The organism is Tundrisphaera lichenicola, from assembly GCF_051175385.1.
In the GTDB taxonomy this organism is placed as follows: domain Bacteria; phylum Planctomycetota; class Planctomycetia; order Isosphaerales; family Isosphaeraceae; genus Tundrisphaera; species Tundrisphaera lichenicola.
Map to the genome: position 1 here is coordinate 174,257 of NZ_CP195106.1, position 14,309 is coordinate 188,565.

Here is a 14,309-nt window from a genome sequence, read left to right on the forward strand (position 1 = left end):
CCATGGGTAAAGGTCGAACTCCGAATGCCTCGCCGCTCGCCGGCGGATGAGGGGCGGACGAGCATTCGAGGCGTCGTTGAAATGGTCGATCGGCAGCCCGGGTTGTCGGCCCCGGGCATCTCGGCTATGGTGCGGCATCAAATAGGAATGGGCCGATCCCGCGTGGTCGCAAGGAGGGGACGATGCCGATCGAGGCCGTCAGGCGATGGGGCGCGGAAGGCTTGCTGGCGGTCGTGGCGGGGGCGGTCTTCCTGGGCTTCCTGGGCTCGACCGAACTCTGGGGCAAGCGCGAGCAGCGGGCCTCGGCCGAGGCGCTGGACACCGTCGACCGGGGTCACTGGCTCGTCGCGGAGATCCAGGGTCGCCCTCGGCTGGAGAAGCCGCCGCTTCCTCGATGGATCGCCGCCTCGTTGATCACGATCAGCGGTCGTCGGGACGAGGCGATCGTCCGACTTCCCAATGTCCTGGCGGCGCTGGCGACGGTCTTCCTGGTCTACCACCTCGGCCGGAGGCTGGGCGGTCGCCCGGTCGGCCTGGCCTCGGGCTTCGCCCTGGCGTCGATGCTCTACTTCGTGGTCGAGATGCGGCAGGCGGGCAATGACGGGCTCCTGACCCTCTTCACGACCCTGGCCCTGCTGGCCGCCTGGGAGCGACTCCACGGCGACGGCCTGAGTGCCCCCGGCGACTTGCCCGGCCCCCGGCCCTGGTCGATCGTCTTCCACCTGGCGCTCGGGCTCGGGTTCCTGACCAAGGGGCCGGTCGTCCTGCTGATGGCGGGCCTGCCCGTCGTGGGCTACCTGGCGACGGCCCGGCGACTCCGATCGGGGCTCGGGCTCCTCCTCGACGCCCGAGGCCTGGTGCTTTTCGCCGTCCTGGCCCTGGCCTGGCCGATCCCGGTCCTCCTGCGTGATCCGGTCGCGGCGCGGGTCTGGTGGCTGGAGATCGGCCAGAAGACGGGGGTCTCGGCGATCGAGCACGGCAATGCTCGGGGAACCCTGGCTCTCGACTGGTTCTGGATGACGATGCCCTGGACTCCCCTGGCGTTGCTGGCGGCCGCCTGGCCGATCCGGCGATCGGCCCGCGAGGGGCGGCCCCGGTCGGGCTTCGCCTGGTGGTGGTCGGTGGGGAACCTGGCGGCCCTCGGCCTCTGGTCGGTCGCCAAGCCGAACTATTACGTCCCGTGCCTGCCCGGCGTGGCCCTGATGGTCGGCCCGGAGTGGGTCCGGCTCGCCCGGCTGGCCCGTTCCTCGGCCCGAGGATCGCGATCGGCCCGGTTCCTGATCCAGGGATGCTGGACGGCCCTGTTCGTCGGCGCGATGGTGGCCCCGGTCGCGATCGGGCAGGTGGCCCCGGCGGCCCTGGGCTGGGGGATGTTCGGGGCCCTGGGCGTCGGGGCCTCGGTGGTGGTCGGGGCCTGGGCCTGGCGTCGGGGGTGGGACGCGGGGTCGATGGCCTCGCTGGCGTCTGGCTTCGCGCTGATCTCGATGATCGGCTATGGGGCCATCGCCCCGATCGAGAACCCCTCCCGGGGGCATCGGACCCTGGCGGAAGCCCTGTCCAAGGTCGTCCCGGCCGGGACCCCGACGGTCTGGTTCTTCGACGAACTCGACGAGGGGCTCTGGTTCTACTGGGAGGGGCACGACCTCGCCCCCGTGTCCCGGGACCGGGCCCGGTACAATCGGGGCTTCGACCTCCACGAAGCCGCCCTAGCGCGACGGGTGGACACCCCCGCCCGTCGGCTCGAGGTCGCCCGCGAGCATCTGGCCGACTGGGCGAGGCACGCCGATCCCGCCACGCCCTACATCCTGATCCGGGCCAGGATCTACGACCGGATGGCCCGAGACCTCGCCCCGCTGGTCGAGCCGGTCTTCCGAGAAGCTGGGTTGAAGAGGAACGAGATGGTCCTGCTCCGAGCCAGGACTCCCGGGCCGGTCGCCTCGGCACCCTCGACCCGCCGCTGAAAGTGAACGGGCCGTTTCGACCGCAAGTCGAGGAGCCGGCGAGGATCGAGCCTCCGAGTCGGCCGCTCGGAGTGAACGGTCGCGATGCCTTCCTATTAGTTAGACAGGAGACGGTCTCCCCGACCGCCTGGACGGACCGCTTTCTCGCGGTCGCGTTCCCGGGCCTCCGCGGGGTTCCTCCGGCCTGGATCGTCGATCCGGGAGGGTCCAGGGGAACTTTGGACCGACTTCGACCTCTCGGGTCGGGAAATCTCTGAGTGTTGGGTCGACCGGATCGTTGCGACTCTCGGGGTTGTGACGGTCGTGGTGTCGAACCATTTTATGCAAATACCCAGGGCTACGCGACCGCGACGATCGGCAAAGTGGCTCGACGTAACTCCTTGGTATAAAACGCGAAGGGCGTTCAAGGGTGAGGGGAATCGGGACGATAACTATTCCTGGCTCGCCAAGGTGACGCCAAGGCGAGGACTAGGGAGCACCGATAAGTGGCCCGTCCAACGGGCTTGGGCCGCAAGGCCTCGGGCCGCTCGGGACGGCCCGCCGACGGACGAAGCCCGGTCGGAAACTACAGGGTGAGGAACGAGCCGCCGGACTCGTCACCCTTTGATCGATTGTTAGCTTAGGAGATCCTTCTCCCATGTCGAAGTCCTTGACGTTGAGCATGAGCCTCGCCATCGCCCTCGGTTTCTCGGGCGTCAGCTTCGCTGGCCACAAGACCGCCGGTTGCGACACCTGCGGCCTGGCCTCGCCCCAGGGCGTGGTCGCCAGCCCCCAGGCCTCGGGCCAGTCGTACGAGACGTGCGATACCTGCACGACCAAGAAGAAGCACAGCTTCAAGTTCAGCATGCCGGAGTGCCTCAAGCCCAAGCCCAAGGTTTACACCTACGAGTGGGTCCTGAAGAAGAAGCGGGTTTGGGGCCACAAGTCCGACTCCTGCGACACCTGCGGGACCGTCACCCCGTCCGCCCAGTACGCCAGCCCCCAGGGCACGTACGCCGCCCCCCAGGCTTACGCCGCCCCCCAGGCTGCGGCCCAGACGGCCTCGCTCTATCCGACGACCGAGATGAAGGCTGCTGAGCCCGTCGGCGACGCGGTTCCCCCGGCCCCCTCGGCCCCGATCCCGGCCCCGCCCGCCGCCCCGGTTCCCCCCGCCGCCGGCACCCAGAGCAGCCTGCTGTTCCTGGCCCCGGCCGGTAACTGAACCAAGCTGTAGGATCCCGGATCGAGACCCGATCTGCGACCAGGCCCGCGCATCGCAAGATGCGTGGGCCTTTTCCATTTCGAAGGTGGACGCTCGCGATTGACAATTCGCGGTGATTGTGGATAACTCGGCCTTCGACGAGAGACGGCGGGTCCGGCATTCCCAGGGACGGGAGCGCCATGGCCGCCCCGACGAATCCCCGAGTTCGCCCGGCCCCGGCCGATCGTCATGGAGGACGAACAGCGATGCGGACGGAGCCCTCCACGCCCATGGCCAAGGCCCTCGCCCGGCTCCGGACCCCGATGGGTCGCGCCCGGCGGTGGCTCGCCACCCAGGGATTGCCCACGCGAGTTGCCTTGCTCGTGGCCGGGCTCGGTGCCCTCGGGGCGGTGGGCTATCTCGCCTCGGTCGACTCGACCTCGTCCCGCTCCTGGGCCTGGGTCTATGAAGGTCGAAGGCTGTCGGCGGACGACGTTTCGGCCATCTCCGAGGCGCTCGAAGCCGAGGGGATCGTCTACCTGGCCGACCCCTCGGGGGGTCGGGTCGGGGTCAGCCCCGATCGCAAGGTCGAGGCGATGGCCAAGCTCGCCAAACGCAAGGTGCTCTCCCCGACCCTCGAAGAGTTGAGCCGGGAGGCCGAGGTCACGACCAGCTTCTGGGACGACCCGGAGACCCGGGCCCGTCGCGACAACCTCCGCCAGGAGCAGATCCTCAAGACGCTGATCGAACAGCTCGATCCCCTGATCCTCTCGGCCCACGTGCAGATCCACCGGGTCAAGACCCGGGGCGGCCTGGGGGCTTCGACCACCGTCAGCAGCTTCATCCACCTCCAGACCGAGGGGGGTCGGCGGCTTTCCTCTCGCGTGGTCAACGGGATCGAGACGTTCCTCCAGGGACGGATCCCCGACCTCAAGCCCGAGGCGATCACCGTCACCGACCAGACCGGCTACAAATACCTGGCCGCGGGCAACCCGGCCTTGAAGGACCAGAACGAGGCCCATGCCCAGGAAGAGCAGTGGCGGGACGCGATCGCCGAGGGGCTCCAGCATATCCCGGGCGTGGGCGTCTCGGTCCTCCTGGAGACCGTCTCGGTCCCGGCCCCGAAGCCCGAGCCGCCGCCGGTGGCCGTCGCCGAGACCGTCCGGCCCAACGGCCGGGTCCAGGTCGACCCCGAGCCCGCCCCTCCGGCCCCGGCCCCGCCGATCCCGAAGACCCGGGCCAATGTCTGGGTCCGGATCCCCCGGACCTTCTATTACATGGCCTTCCTGGCGCAGTCCCCCGGCCGTCGCCCGACTCAGGACGACCTCAAGCCCATGCAGGCGACGACCGAGAAGACCGTCCGGGACGCGGTCCAGATCACGATCCCGAGGGAGATCCTCGGCGAGGTGACCATCGACCCGGTCCAGGACGACCTGGCCAACGCCCGGACCTTCCTGCTGCCGCCAGCCCCCGAGCCCGTCCGCCCCTGGCCCTGGCTGGCCCTCTCGGTGGTCGTCGGAGTCTCGACCGGCCTGGTCGTCGTGGCGGCCCTGATCCGCCTGGCCGCCCGCCGACCGGTCGCCCGGATCTCGCGATCCGCCTTGAGGCCGGGCTATCTGGCCGACGGCCCGGCCGGGCCGGTTCCCGGCCCTTCCGAAAGGGTCCGCGAATTGATCCGGCTCAACCCCGAGGCCGCCGCCGGCGTCCTCCAGCGATGGATCGGGCAGGGGGGGGCACTCGAATGAACCGGAGCGAATCGCCGGAGGCACCCGCCTCCGCGCCTCACCCGTCGATGACCGGGTCCGTCGAAGTGTCCCCCGACGACCTCGACCCGCTCCGGAAGGCGGCGATCCTGGTCGTCAGCCTGGAGCAGCCGCAGGCCTCGCAGCTCCTGGCCCAGCTCGACCGCTCGGCCGTCGAGGCGGTCACACTGGAGATTGCCCGGCTCGAACGGATCGCACCTGAGGAACAACGTGCCGTTCTTGAGGAATTTTACGGCCTGGGCCTCCGGAGGCTCCGGTTTGTCTTCGAAGACCTCGTGAAGTTGGACGATACCAACCTCAGTGAGGCCTATCATGCCGAAGACGCGGCCACCTGGGCATTGGCCCTGGTCGGGGCCGCGAAACCGGTCAGGTCCAAGGTCCTGGGGGCCCTGGATCCCGGAGCGGCCGACGACCTCCGACGAAGGATCGCCCAGATCGGCCCCTACCGCCTCGATGAGGCCGAGGCCGCCCAGGCCGACCTCGCCGACCGGCTCCGACGCCTCCATGACCACGGACTGATTACTCTTCCCGACCCGAACGGTCAGGAGGCCATCCTTGTCTGACCTCGTGGACTTCGAAGACCTGGCCCTGCTCGACGGCGCCGACCTTCGCGCCGTCTTCGGACAGGTGAGCGACCTCGATGTGCTCGACGCCCTGGCCGGCACCGGCCTGGGGGTCCGCCGGATGATCCTCACCAAGCTCCCGGCCGCCTCCGCGGCGCGCCTGGAGGCCGAGGTCGACTCGCACGGCCCGGTCGCCTTCCCGGCCGTCCACGCCGCCCAGCGCTCCCTGGTCGAGGCCCTCTGCCGCCTCAGCCGGGGCAGTCAGGTCGCCTTCGACGACCCGGCCGATATGGTCGCCTGACCCGGCCACCGGACCACCCTCGGGCGATGGCGAGGATCGCCGTCGCCCCATCCCCCCGGCCGATCGGCCCGAGGGGCGGCACCACCGAAGGATCGACCCGATGCCGCGCACCCGCCTCCGGCCGCTCGCAATCGCGGGAGCCTGGGCCGCACTGAGCCTGAGCCCGGTCCTCGCCCAGAACAAACCCCCGACCAACGCCCTCGCCTCGCCGTCGGCCGAGTCTCGCCTGATCGTCCCGAGGCGACCGGCCGGCTCGACCGGCCCGACCTCCGGGACGGGGGGTTGGTGGCTCGGGACCGCCGGGATCGCCGGGGCCCTGGCCGTCTTCGGGGGGGCCAGCCTCGCCTCGAAGCGGTTCCTCCCGAGCCGAGACTCCGGGCCGATCCGGGTCGTCGGACGGGCCGCGCTCTCGCCCAGGCATTCCGTCCACCTCCTGCGCGTCGGCGACCGGGTCTTGATCCTCGGGACCGGCCCGCAGGGGGCACCGACCACGCTCGGTGAGGTCACCGACCCCGCCGAACTCGCCCGGCTCGCCCCCCGGCGGACCGCCCGGCCCGTCGCCACCGACGGCGTCGCGATGGCCCGGCCGGCCCCCTCCTTCGACCAACGGATCGGGGGTGAGGAATGATGCGCCGGCTCGGGATTCTGCTGCTGGTCTCGGCGTTCGCCTCCCCGGCCCTGGCTGGGCCGGATCTGCCGAAGCCCCCCGTGATCGACGACAATCCGAGGCCCAACGTCCCCATCGCGGCGACGACCGAGGACTCCCAGGAGAGGCCGCTCGACTCGCGTTCCCCCTCCACTGCGGGCCTGCCATGGGTCCCCTCGACCGACGACTTCAAGGGGCTCAAGAGCGTCGCGCTGATCGGCTTGGTCTCGCTCGCTCCGGCGGCCCTGTTGATGTTCACCTCGTTCCTCCGGATCAATATCGTCCTGATCCTGCTCCGGCAGGCCCTGGGGAGCCCGCAGGTCCCCGGCAACCAGGTCCTGGCCGCCCTGGCCCTCCTGCTGAGCCTCCTGGTGATGAAGCCGGTGGGCCAGACCGTCTACGATCGGGCCATCGCCCCCTACGCCGCCGGGGAGATCACCCCGGCCCGCGCCTGGGAGGAGGGCTCGCGTCCGATCAAGAGATTCATGTGCCAGCAGATCCTCCGGACCAACCACGGCTATTACCTTCGCGACCTCCACACCCTGGCCGAGCCCGACAAGCCCGAGCCCGACTATGCCGAGGACTACCCCCTGACGGTCGTCGCCCCGGCCTTCCTGCTCAGCGAGCTGACCACGGCCCTGATGATCGGCTTCGTGATCTACCTGCCGTTCCTGGTGACCGACCTGGTGGTCTCGGCGGTCCTCTCGGCGATGGGCCTGTTCATGCTCCCGCCCTCGCTGGTGGCCTTGCCCTTGAAACTTGTGCTGTTCGTCCTGGCCGACGGCTGGCTCCTGGTGGCCACGGCACTGTTGCGGACCTTCGAAGTTTGAGGGAGGCGGGATCTTATGGACACGTCCCAGGTGATCGACTGGTCTCGCGAAGCCTTGCGGATGGCCCTCTTGCTGGGCGGGCCGCTGCTGGCGGTGGCCTTGGTGGTGGGCCTGGTGGTGGGCGTCGGCCAGACGCTCACCCAGATGAGCGAGCCCGCTGTCGGGCAAGTGGCCCGGCTGGTCGCCGTCTTGGCCGCGGTGCTGGTGGCCCTCCCCTGGATGCTCGGCCGGTGGGTCGCGTACACGGTTGACCTGATCGGGTCGATCCCGGACCGGCTCTGAGATCGACGATTGGAGCACGCGGTAGAGGGCCGGGGTGAGGGTTCCACTCAGATGAACGCCCGCGTCCAAGCTTCGACCTGAGGACTCGCCTTTGCCGTCTTCCTTCGACCTCTTCGCCAACCTGACGGTGCAGGCCGGACCCTGGCTCCTGGTCCTGTCGAGGACGCTGGGACTCTCCTGGTCGGCCCCGGCCCTGTCGACCCCGGGGCTGGATGCTCGGTCGCGCCTGATCCTGGCGGGGATGCTGGCGATCCTGATCTCGCCGCTGGTCGTGGGCGACATCCTCCCGCCCGCGACTCCCTTGTCACTGGGCGTGGCCTGCCTGGTCGAGGTCATCATCGGCGCGGGGCTGGGATGGTCGGCGGCCCTGGTGATCGCGGGGGCGAGGCAGGCGGGCGAGGTCGTGGGTGCTCAGGCGGGGCTCTCGCCCGCCGCGCTGTTCGACCCCGAGGCGGGCGACGGCCTGACTGCGCTCGGGCATCTCTATGGGCTGGTCGCCCTGGGGGTGTTCCTGGCCCTGGATGGCCCGACGCAACTGGTGATCGGCCTGGCCGAGAGCTATCGGGTGGTGCCCGCCGGGGGCGTCTCGGCCTCCTCGGACCTGGCGAGCTGGGCGTTTGGCCGGATCGGCCTGGCCCTGGTCCTGGCCTTGAGGTTGTCGGCCCCGATCGCGCTGGGGCTGACGATCGCGGGTCTGGCCCTGGGCCTGCTCGGGCGGGCCTCGCCTTCGCTGCAACTGGTCTCCCTCTCGCTGCCGGCGCGGACCCTGGTCGGCCTGGTCCTGGCGGCGCTCGGGCTCATCACGCTGGCCTCGACGATCGGGGCCGCCTGGCAGTCGGGGTTCCCCTGGGGTGGGTAACATCCCTCGCCGATCGACTGCCTTCCAAGAGGGTTGATTCATGTCCGAAGACCGCACCCAGGAACCCTCGAAGCGTCGGATCCTGGAAGCCCGAGCCCGGGGTCAGGTGGCCCGGAGCCCCGAGCTGACCGGGGCGGCGGGGCTCCTGGCGGCCTCGGCCTTGCTGGGGATCTGGGGCGATGACCTGGCCCTGGCGCTGGTGGGGCTGGTCCGCGACGCCTGGTCGGGCGACCTGGGAATCTCCGCCGGACCGGCCGAGGTGGTCGACCGGGTCCGCCGGGCCGTCCTGGGGATCGCCGGGCCCTTGTTCGGGATCGTCGGCGGGACCGTGGTCGTCTCGATCGCGACCCATCAGGTTCAGGTCGGCGGCCTCTTCGCCTCGGGCCTGCTGGCCCCCGACCTGTCCCGGCTCTGGGGCTTCCGGCTGGATGAAGAAGGCGCGGGTTCCGGCCTGGCGACGAGGGCCGGTCGAGGGCTCTGGTCGGTGGCCAAGGCGAGCGTGGTGGTGGCCGTGGCCGCTTGGGCGATCCGATCGAACCTCGGGGGGCTCGACCGGCTCGGTCGCCTGGAGCCGTTGAATCTGGCCCGCGCCTCGGGCTCGATCCTCCGATCGACGGCCCTGGCGATGGCCGGGGCGACCCTGGTCCTGGGCCTGATCGACTTCGCGCTCCAGCACCGGAGGTTCGAGGCGATGATGCGCCTGACCCCCGACGAACACCGCGAGGAACTCCGCTCCGCCGACGGAGACCCGGCGCTCCGGGCCCGCCGGAGGAAGCAGGCGCAGGCCCTTCGCGGGGACGCCCCCGAGTTGCTGGCCGGGGCCTCGCTGGCCGTGGTCGGGGCCTCCGGCCTGATCGTGATCCTGGCCGGCGGGCCTCCCCCCCGACGGGTCACGGTCCGGTCCTCGGCCAACGGGGCGACCGGCCGACGGATGATCCGGTCGGTCGAATCGGCCAACCTCGCCCGACTCGACTCCCCATCGATGGCGATGGCCCTGGCCCGACTTCGGTCGCCGGTCGTCCCGCCCGAGTTGCTGGTCGGGCTCGCCGAGAGCTGGGCGATCGACGATTGATCGCCCGTTCGGACTGGACAGGTCGGGCCTCCGGCGGTATCGTCCGGCCACACATCCGACGCCGAATCCGCCCGATGCTCACCCTCGATTCACACCCGTTCGCGTCGTGATCCTCGAACATTTGCGACGGCCCGCCGTCGCCGACTCTCCGGGCAAGGACGCCCGGCGATCGGCCATCGGAGGCGGTCCGTCGGTCGTCGTCCCCGGTCGGAGGAGAGGAACGGATGCCTCCCGCTCACGATAGCACCGATCCCAACTCCGCCTGGTCGAGGCTGGTGGGCCTGGTCCTGCCGGTGACGATCATCGGGGCCATCCTCGTCTTCATCGTGCCGGTCCCGCCGGCCATACTCGACCTTCTCCAGGTGGCCAACATCACCCTGGCGGTCCTGGTCCTGCTGACCACCCTGGCGATCCGCTCGCCAACCGAATTCAGCGCCTTCCCGACGATCCTCCTGACCACGACCCTGACCCGTCTGGTCCTCAACGTCGCCACGACGAGGCTGGTCTTGACCAAGGGGCACGAGAGCCTCGATGCCGCCGGCGGGGTGGTCCGGGCCTTCGGCGAGTTCGTCGCGGGCGATCAGGTCCTCGTCGGGGCGATCCTCTTCGCGATCCTGGTGGTGATCCAGTTCGTCGTCATCACCAAGGGGGCCACGCGGATCAGCGAGGTCGCCGCCCGGTTCATGCTCGACGGCCTGCCCGGCCGCCAGATGGCCATCGACGCCGACCTCCACGCCGGGCTGATCGACCAGCACGAGGCCCACAATCGCCGGGCCTCGGTCTATCGCCAGGCCGACTTCTTCGGGGCGATGGACGGGGCCGGCAAGTTCGTCCGGGGCGATGCCGTCGCGGGCGTCATCATCACCCTGGTGAATATCGGCGCGGGGCTGTTCCTCGGGGTCGTGAACCACGGGATGAGCCCGGCCGAGGCGGTGGATGTGTTCACCAAGCTCACCATCGGCGACGGCCTGGTCAGCCAGGTCCCAGCCTTCCTGATCTCGCTCTCGGCCGGCCTGATCGTGACCCGATCGTCGGAGGAGACCGACCTCGGCGGCGAGGTGACCGGCCAGCTCCTGGGCCGGCCGATGGTCCTCGGCTCGGCCGCCGCGTTCCTCGGGCTCCTGGCATTCACGCCGCTGCCCAAGCTGCCCCTCCTGACGCTCGCGGGGACGCTGGCAACGTCGGCATTCGTCCTGTCCACTCGCCGATCGGACGAGTCCGAGCGTATCGAGGAGGTCCCGGAAGTCCCGGCGGCTTCCGAACCGGCTTCCGACCGGATGGAGGACCTGCTCCACGTCGATCCGCTGGAGCTGGAGATCGGCTACCGGATGATCGGCCTGGCCGACCCGACCCGAGGGGGCGACCTCCTGGATCGGCTCCGGGCGATCCGGCATCGGGTGGCCCGCGACCTGGGCCTGATCGTCCCGCAGGTCCGGATCCGCGACGAGATCGGGCTCGGCCCGCACGACTATCGACTCAAGATCCGAGGCGCCGTGGTGGGGCAGGGGATGGCCTATGCGGGCCGATTGCTGGCGGTCCCCCCCGCCGGGCTCGGCTCTCGGCCCGAGGGGCGCGACGGCTTCGACCCGGTGACCGGCCAGCCGGCCGTCTGGATCCACGCCGACGGCCGCGAGGTGGCCGTGGCGGCAGGCTGCCGGGTCCTGGAGGCTTCGGCCGTGGTCGCCGGCCACTTCGGGGAGATCGTCCTCGGGCATGCCGACGAGTTGATGACTCGCGACCAGGTGGGTCGATTCCTCGATCGGGCGAGGGCGACGTCCCCGGCCCTGGTGGACGAGGTCGTGCCCGGCCTCCTCCGCGCCGGCGAGGTCCAGCAGGTCTTGCAGGGACTGCTCCGCGAGCGGGTGAGCGTCCGCGACCAGGAGACGATCCTGGAGACCCTGGCGGTCCACGCCGCGAGGACCAAGGATATCGACATCCTGATCGAACGGGTCCGCCGAGGCCTGGCCCGCCGGATCACCCAGCAATATCTCTCGGCCGACGGCCGGCTCCGCGTGGCCACCCTGGCCCGCGCCCTCGACGCCCGGCTCGGCGTGGTCGGCGGGCTCGACGACACCCGGCCCGCCGCGGCGCTCGGGGCCGACGTGGCCCGGGGGCTGGTCCGGGCCGTGGCCCACGCGGTCGCCCCGCTGATCGAGGCCGGGCATCCGCCGATCGTCCTCTGCTCGGCCGAGGCTCGGCCCGTCCTGAAGGACCTGACCCGGGTCGACCTCCCCCGGCTGGTCGTCCTCAGCCAGCGCGAGATCCCCCGGGACACGCCGGTCGAGACCCTCGGGATCGTCTCCGAGGACGAGTCCCCCGTCGGAACTTCCTTCACCTCGGCCGCCGGCATCCAGGCGATGGCGGGGATCGGGCTGGGGGAATCATGATGCCGAATACCGAAACATCAGGCTTGAGACAAGTTTTCATGGCGGATGATGAAGCTCGCGACGGGCGTTCGATGCCCGGCGGGAAATCCGAGATCCGTCGGACTGAAATGACCCATGCGATCGGGAGGCCATTCCTGTCATGGTAAGTGCCAAGACCTACCGGGCGGGGACTCTGAAGGAGGCGCTGGCGCAGGTCCGGCGCGACCTCGGCGGTTCTGCCGTGATCCTGGGGACTCGCGAAGTCCGGCGTCGGAGGATGTTCGGACTGGGGACGCGGGAGCAGGTCGAGGTCACGGCCTCGGACGGCTCCGCGCCGGAGGCCCCGGCCCCGATGCCGGTCACGATCTCGTCCCCGCCCCCGGGCTCGGCGCTCCACTCGCAGTTCGGCGAGCAGTTGAGCCGGCTCCACGCGATGGTCGAGGACCTGAGCCGGCACGGGCGGCTCGACCACCTCCTGCCCGACCTCCCCGGCGAGCTGGTCCCGACGTATGCCGAACTCCTGGAGGCCGAGGTCCCCGAGGCACTGGCCCGGCGACTGGTCCGGCACGTCGCCGAGCGGATCGACCCGGGCGAGGCCCGACATCCCGAACTCCTCCGCGCGGCGCTCCGAGAGGCCGTCGAGTCGTGCGTCCAGGTCGCCCCGCCGATCGCCGCCGTGGCGGGAACCCGGCGCGTCGTCGCCCTGGTCGGGCCGACCGGGGTGGGCAAGACGACCACCGTGGCCAAGCTCGCCGCCAACTTCAAGCTGGCCCACGGCCTGAGGCCCGGCCTGGTCACCGTCGACACCTACCGGATCGCCGCCGTCGAGCAGCTCCGGACCTACGCCGAGATCATCGACCTGCCCCTGGCCGTGGCCAACGCCCCGAGCGAGATGCGTCGGGCGATCGACGAGCTGGGCGATGTGGACCTGGTCCTGATCGACACCGCCGGGCGGAGCCCTCGCGACGAGGTGAAGATCCGGGAGCTGGCCGACTTCCTGGCCGCCGCCCGGCCCGACGAGGTCCACCTGGTCCTCAGCGCCGTGGCCGGCGAGCGGAGCCTCCGCGCCGCCGTCGAGCGGTTCGCCGTGGCCCAGGCCGATCGCCTGATCCTCACCAAGCTCGACGAGGCCGACGGCCTGGGCGGGGTCCTCGCCGTGCTCGGCCAGGCCGACCGGCCGGTCAGCTACCTGACGACCGGACAGGCCGTGCCCGACGACATCGAGCCGGCCAACCGATCGCGCCTGGCCCGCCTGATCCTGGGCTATGATATCGTCGAATGAGCCGAAGAGACGGGGTTGATTGATCTTCATTTTCTTGTTAATAAAGCGTCCTCATTTCCCAAGAGCCGGGGGCTTCATGTCAGATCAAGCCGACGGTCTCCGACAGCTGGTCCGCGCGAGATCGGGGACATCGGCGTTGGCCGATCTGCCCTCGCCGTCCAGGAAGGCTGGCCCCGCGGCCCGGTCGCTGGTCCTGACCAGCGGCAAGGGGGGCGTGGGCACGTCGAACCTGGCCTTGAACCTGGCGATCGCGCTGGGGGAGCGAGGGTCGAGGGTCCTCCTGGTCGATGCCGACCTGGGCCTGGCCAACATCGACCTGCTTTGCGGCCTCTCGCCGGTGTGCGACCTGGGCGACGTGCTGATGGGCGGTCGGCCGCTGGCCGATGCGATCGTCGATGGGCCGGCCGGCATCCGGATCATCCCCGGGGCTCACGCCTCGAGGACCTTGATCGAAGCCCTGGGGGATGCCCCCGGGCGGCTGATCGAGGAACTGGCCGGGCTGGAGGCGAGTTCCGACTTCCTGGTGGTCGACGCCGGCTCGGGGCTCGGGGCTTCGATCGGGACATTGGCCTCGTCGGCCGATGAGGTGATCGTGGTCACCACGCCCGAACCGACCTCGGTGGCCGATGCCCACGCCGCGATCCATCGGTTCCGCCGCCTGATGTCCCCTCCCACGATCCGCGCGGTGGTGAACCAGGCGGCCTCGGTTCCGGAGGCGGTCGAGGTCCTCGACCGGCTCTCGGCCTCGAGTCGTCAGTTCTTCGGGGCGGTGGTCGACGGCCTGGGTCACATCCGGGCCGACCCCCACGTCCCGCTCGCGGTCCGGGCTCGCCGGCCGTTCACGGTCGCCTATCCCGGGGCCGCGGCCTCGCGAGACGTCCGGAGGCTCGCTCGCGTGCTGGCCGGCCGCGATCGGACTCCTCCGAGGTCGCGGCGCCCCGGCTTCTTCGCCTCGCTGGCCGCCCGCTGGGATCTGGGACGATTCGCCCGATGAGTTCGATTCGGGCGATTAATCCGATGGTGCCGCTCAAGTCGGCCCTGCCGAATATCCGATATTCATAGAGGGAATGGGTTCCTTGGACCGCGAGAGGATGTGGGAAGGGCCTTCGCCGAGGCGGAGGCCAAGGCGGGACGCCTCTCGGGGTGTCCCGGTCGATCGGGCGGGCCCCCCGGGCCGTCCCCCTCAGTTGCACAGGACGTGCCC

General features: G+C 70.6%; 13 protein-coding genes. All 13 read left to right on the forward strand.

Annotated elements, in window-relative coordinates; translation table 11 throughout:
* The first annotated feature begins 182 nt into the window (after positions 1 to 182).
* Positions 183 to 1,961, forward strand: a complete 1,779-nt coding sequence (locus P12x_RS00710) for an ArnT family glycosyltransferase (protein WP_435008891.1) — start codon at positions 183 to 185, stop codon at positions 1,959 to 1,961.
* A 637-nt stretch (positions 1,962 to 2,598) separates the two neighbouring features.
* The gene (locus P12x_RS00715; protein ID WP_435008892.1) at positions 2,599 to 3,162 is read left to right on the forward strand and encodes a hypothetical protein; all 564 of its coding nucleotides are present in this window, start codon (positions 2,599 to 2,601) and stop codon (positions 3,160 to 3,162) included.
* A gap of 245 nt (positions 3,163 to 3,407) precedes the next feature.
* Positions 3,408 to 4,886 (forward strand): hypothetical protein, encoded by a 1,479-nt coding sequence (locus P12x_RS00720; RefSeq protein WP_435008893.1) that lies wholly within the window; start codon positions 3,408 to 3,410, stop codon positions 4,884 to 4,886.
* Entirely contained in the window at positions 4,883 to 5,467 is a 585-nt protein-coding gene (locus P12x_RS00725; protein ID WP_435008894.1) for a FliG C-terminal domain-containing protein, read from the forward strand. Before P12x_RS00720 ends, P12x_RS00725 begins: the two co-directional genes overlap by 4 nt.
* Entirely contained in the window at positions 5,460 to 5,768 is a 309-nt protein-coding gene (locus P12x_RS00730; RefSeq protein WP_435008895.1) for a FliG C-terminal domain-containing protein, read from the forward strand. The genes P12x_RS00725 and P12x_RS00730 overlap by 8 nt, the downstream gene beginning before the upstream one ends.
* Before the next feature lie 100 nt (positions 5,769 to 5,868).
* Positions 5,869 to 6,396, forward strand: coding sequence for a FliO/MopB family protein (locus P12x_RS00735; RefSeq protein ID WP_435008896.1), 528 nt, complete (start codon positions 5,869 to 5,871; stop codon positions 6,394 to 6,396).
* Positions 6,393 to 7,244, forward strand: a complete 852-nt coding sequence (locus tag P12x_RS00740; RefSeq protein WP_435008898.1) for a flagellar type III secretion system pore protein FliP — start codon at positions 6,393 to 6,395, stop codon at positions 7,242 to 7,244. Before P12x_RS00735 ends, P12x_RS00740 begins: the two co-directional genes overlap by 4 nt.
* A 15-nt stretch (positions 7,245 to 7,259) precedes the next feature.
* The gene (locus tag P12x_RS00745) at positions 7,260 to 7,526 is read left to right on the forward strand and encodes a flagellar biosynthetic protein FliQ (protein WP_435008899.1); all 267 of its coding nucleotides are present in this window, start codon (positions 7,260 to 7,262) and stop codon (positions 7,524 to 7,526) included.
* 91 nt (positions 7,527 to 7,617) lie between these two features.
* Entirely contained in the window at positions 7,618 to 8,385 is a 768-nt protein-coding gene (locus tag P12x_RS00750; protein WP_435008900.1) for a flagellar biosynthetic protein FliR, read from the forward strand.
* 40 nt (positions 8,386 to 8,425) lie between these two features.
* Complete coding sequence (locus P12x_RS00755) at positions 8,426 to 9,457, forward strand: EscU/YscU/HrcU family type III secretion system export apparatus switch protein (RefSeq protein ID WP_435008901.1); 1,032 nt, start codon at positions 8,426 to 8,428, stop codon at positions 9,455 to 9,457.
* Between the two features lie 224 nt (positions 9,458 to 9,681).
* Positions 9,682 to 11,844: a flagellar biosynthesis protein FlhA gene (locus tag P12x_RS00760; protein ID WP_435008902.1), complete on the forward strand. Its 2,163-nt coding sequence runs from the start codon at positions 9,682 to 9,684 to the stop codon at positions 11,842 to 11,844.
* Between the two features lie 139 nt (positions 11,845 to 11,983).
* Positions 11,984 to 13,105 (forward strand): GTP-binding protein, encoded by a 1,122-nt coding sequence (locus tag P12x_RS00765; RefSeq protein WP_435008903.1) that lies wholly within the window; start codon positions 11,984 to 11,986, stop codon positions 13,103 to 13,105.
* Positions 13,106 to 13,181: 76 nt separating this feature from the next.
* Entirely contained in the window at positions 13,182 to 14,099 is a 918-nt protein-coding gene (locus tag P12x_RS00770) for a P-loop NTPase (protein WP_435008904.1), read from the forward strand.
* The last annotated feature ends 210 nt before the right edge of the window (positions 14,100 to 14,309 follow it).

Excerpts from the sequence above, each read along its gene's own strand:
- P12x_RS00710 (WP_435008891.1), top strand. The coding sequence starts at position 183 with ATGCCGATCGAGGCCGTCAGGCGATGGGGCGCGGAAGGCTTGCTGGCG.
- P12x_RS00715 (WP_435008892.1), top strand. The coding sequence starts at position 2,599 with ATGTCGAAGTCCTTGACGTTGAGCATGAGCCTCGCCATCGCCCTCGGT.
- P12x_RS00720 (WP_435008893.1), top strand. The coding sequence starts at position 3,408 with ATGCGGACGGAGCCCTCCACGCCCATGGCCAAGGCCCTCGCCCGGCTC.
- P12x_RS00725 (WP_435008894.1), top strand. The coding sequence starts at position 4,883 with ATGAACCGGAGCGAATCGCCGGAGGCACCCGCCTCCGCGCCTCACCCG.
- P12x_RS00735 (WP_435008896.1), top strand. The coding sequence starts at position 5,869 with ATGCCGCGCACCCGCCTCCGGCCGCTCGCAATCGCGGGAGCCTGGGCC.
- P12x_RS00740 (WP_435008898.1), top strand. The coding sequence starts at position 6,393 with ATGATGCGCCGGCTCGGGATTCTGCTGCTGGTCTCGGCGTTCGCCTCC.
- P12x_RS00745 (WP_435008899.1), top strand. The coding sequence starts at position 7,260 with ATGGACACGTCCCAGGTGATCGACTGGTCTCGCGAAGCCTTGCGGATG.
- P12x_RS00755 (WP_435008901.1), top strand. The coding sequence starts at position 8,426 with ATGTCCGAAGACCGCACCCAGGAACCCTCGAAGCGTCGGATCCTGGAA.
- P12x_RS00760 (WP_435008902.1), top strand. The coding sequence starts at position 9,682 with ATGCCTCCCGCTCACGATAGCACCGATCCCAACTCCGCCTGGTCGAGG.
- P12x_RS00765 (WP_435008903.1), top strand. The coding sequence starts at position 11,984 with ATGGTAAGTGCCAAGACCTACCGGGCGGGGACTCTGAAGGAGGCGCTG.
- P12x_RS00770 (WP_435008904.1), top strand. The coding sequence starts at position 13,182 with ATGTCAGATCAAGCCGACGGTCTCCGACAGCTGGTCCGCGCGAGATCG.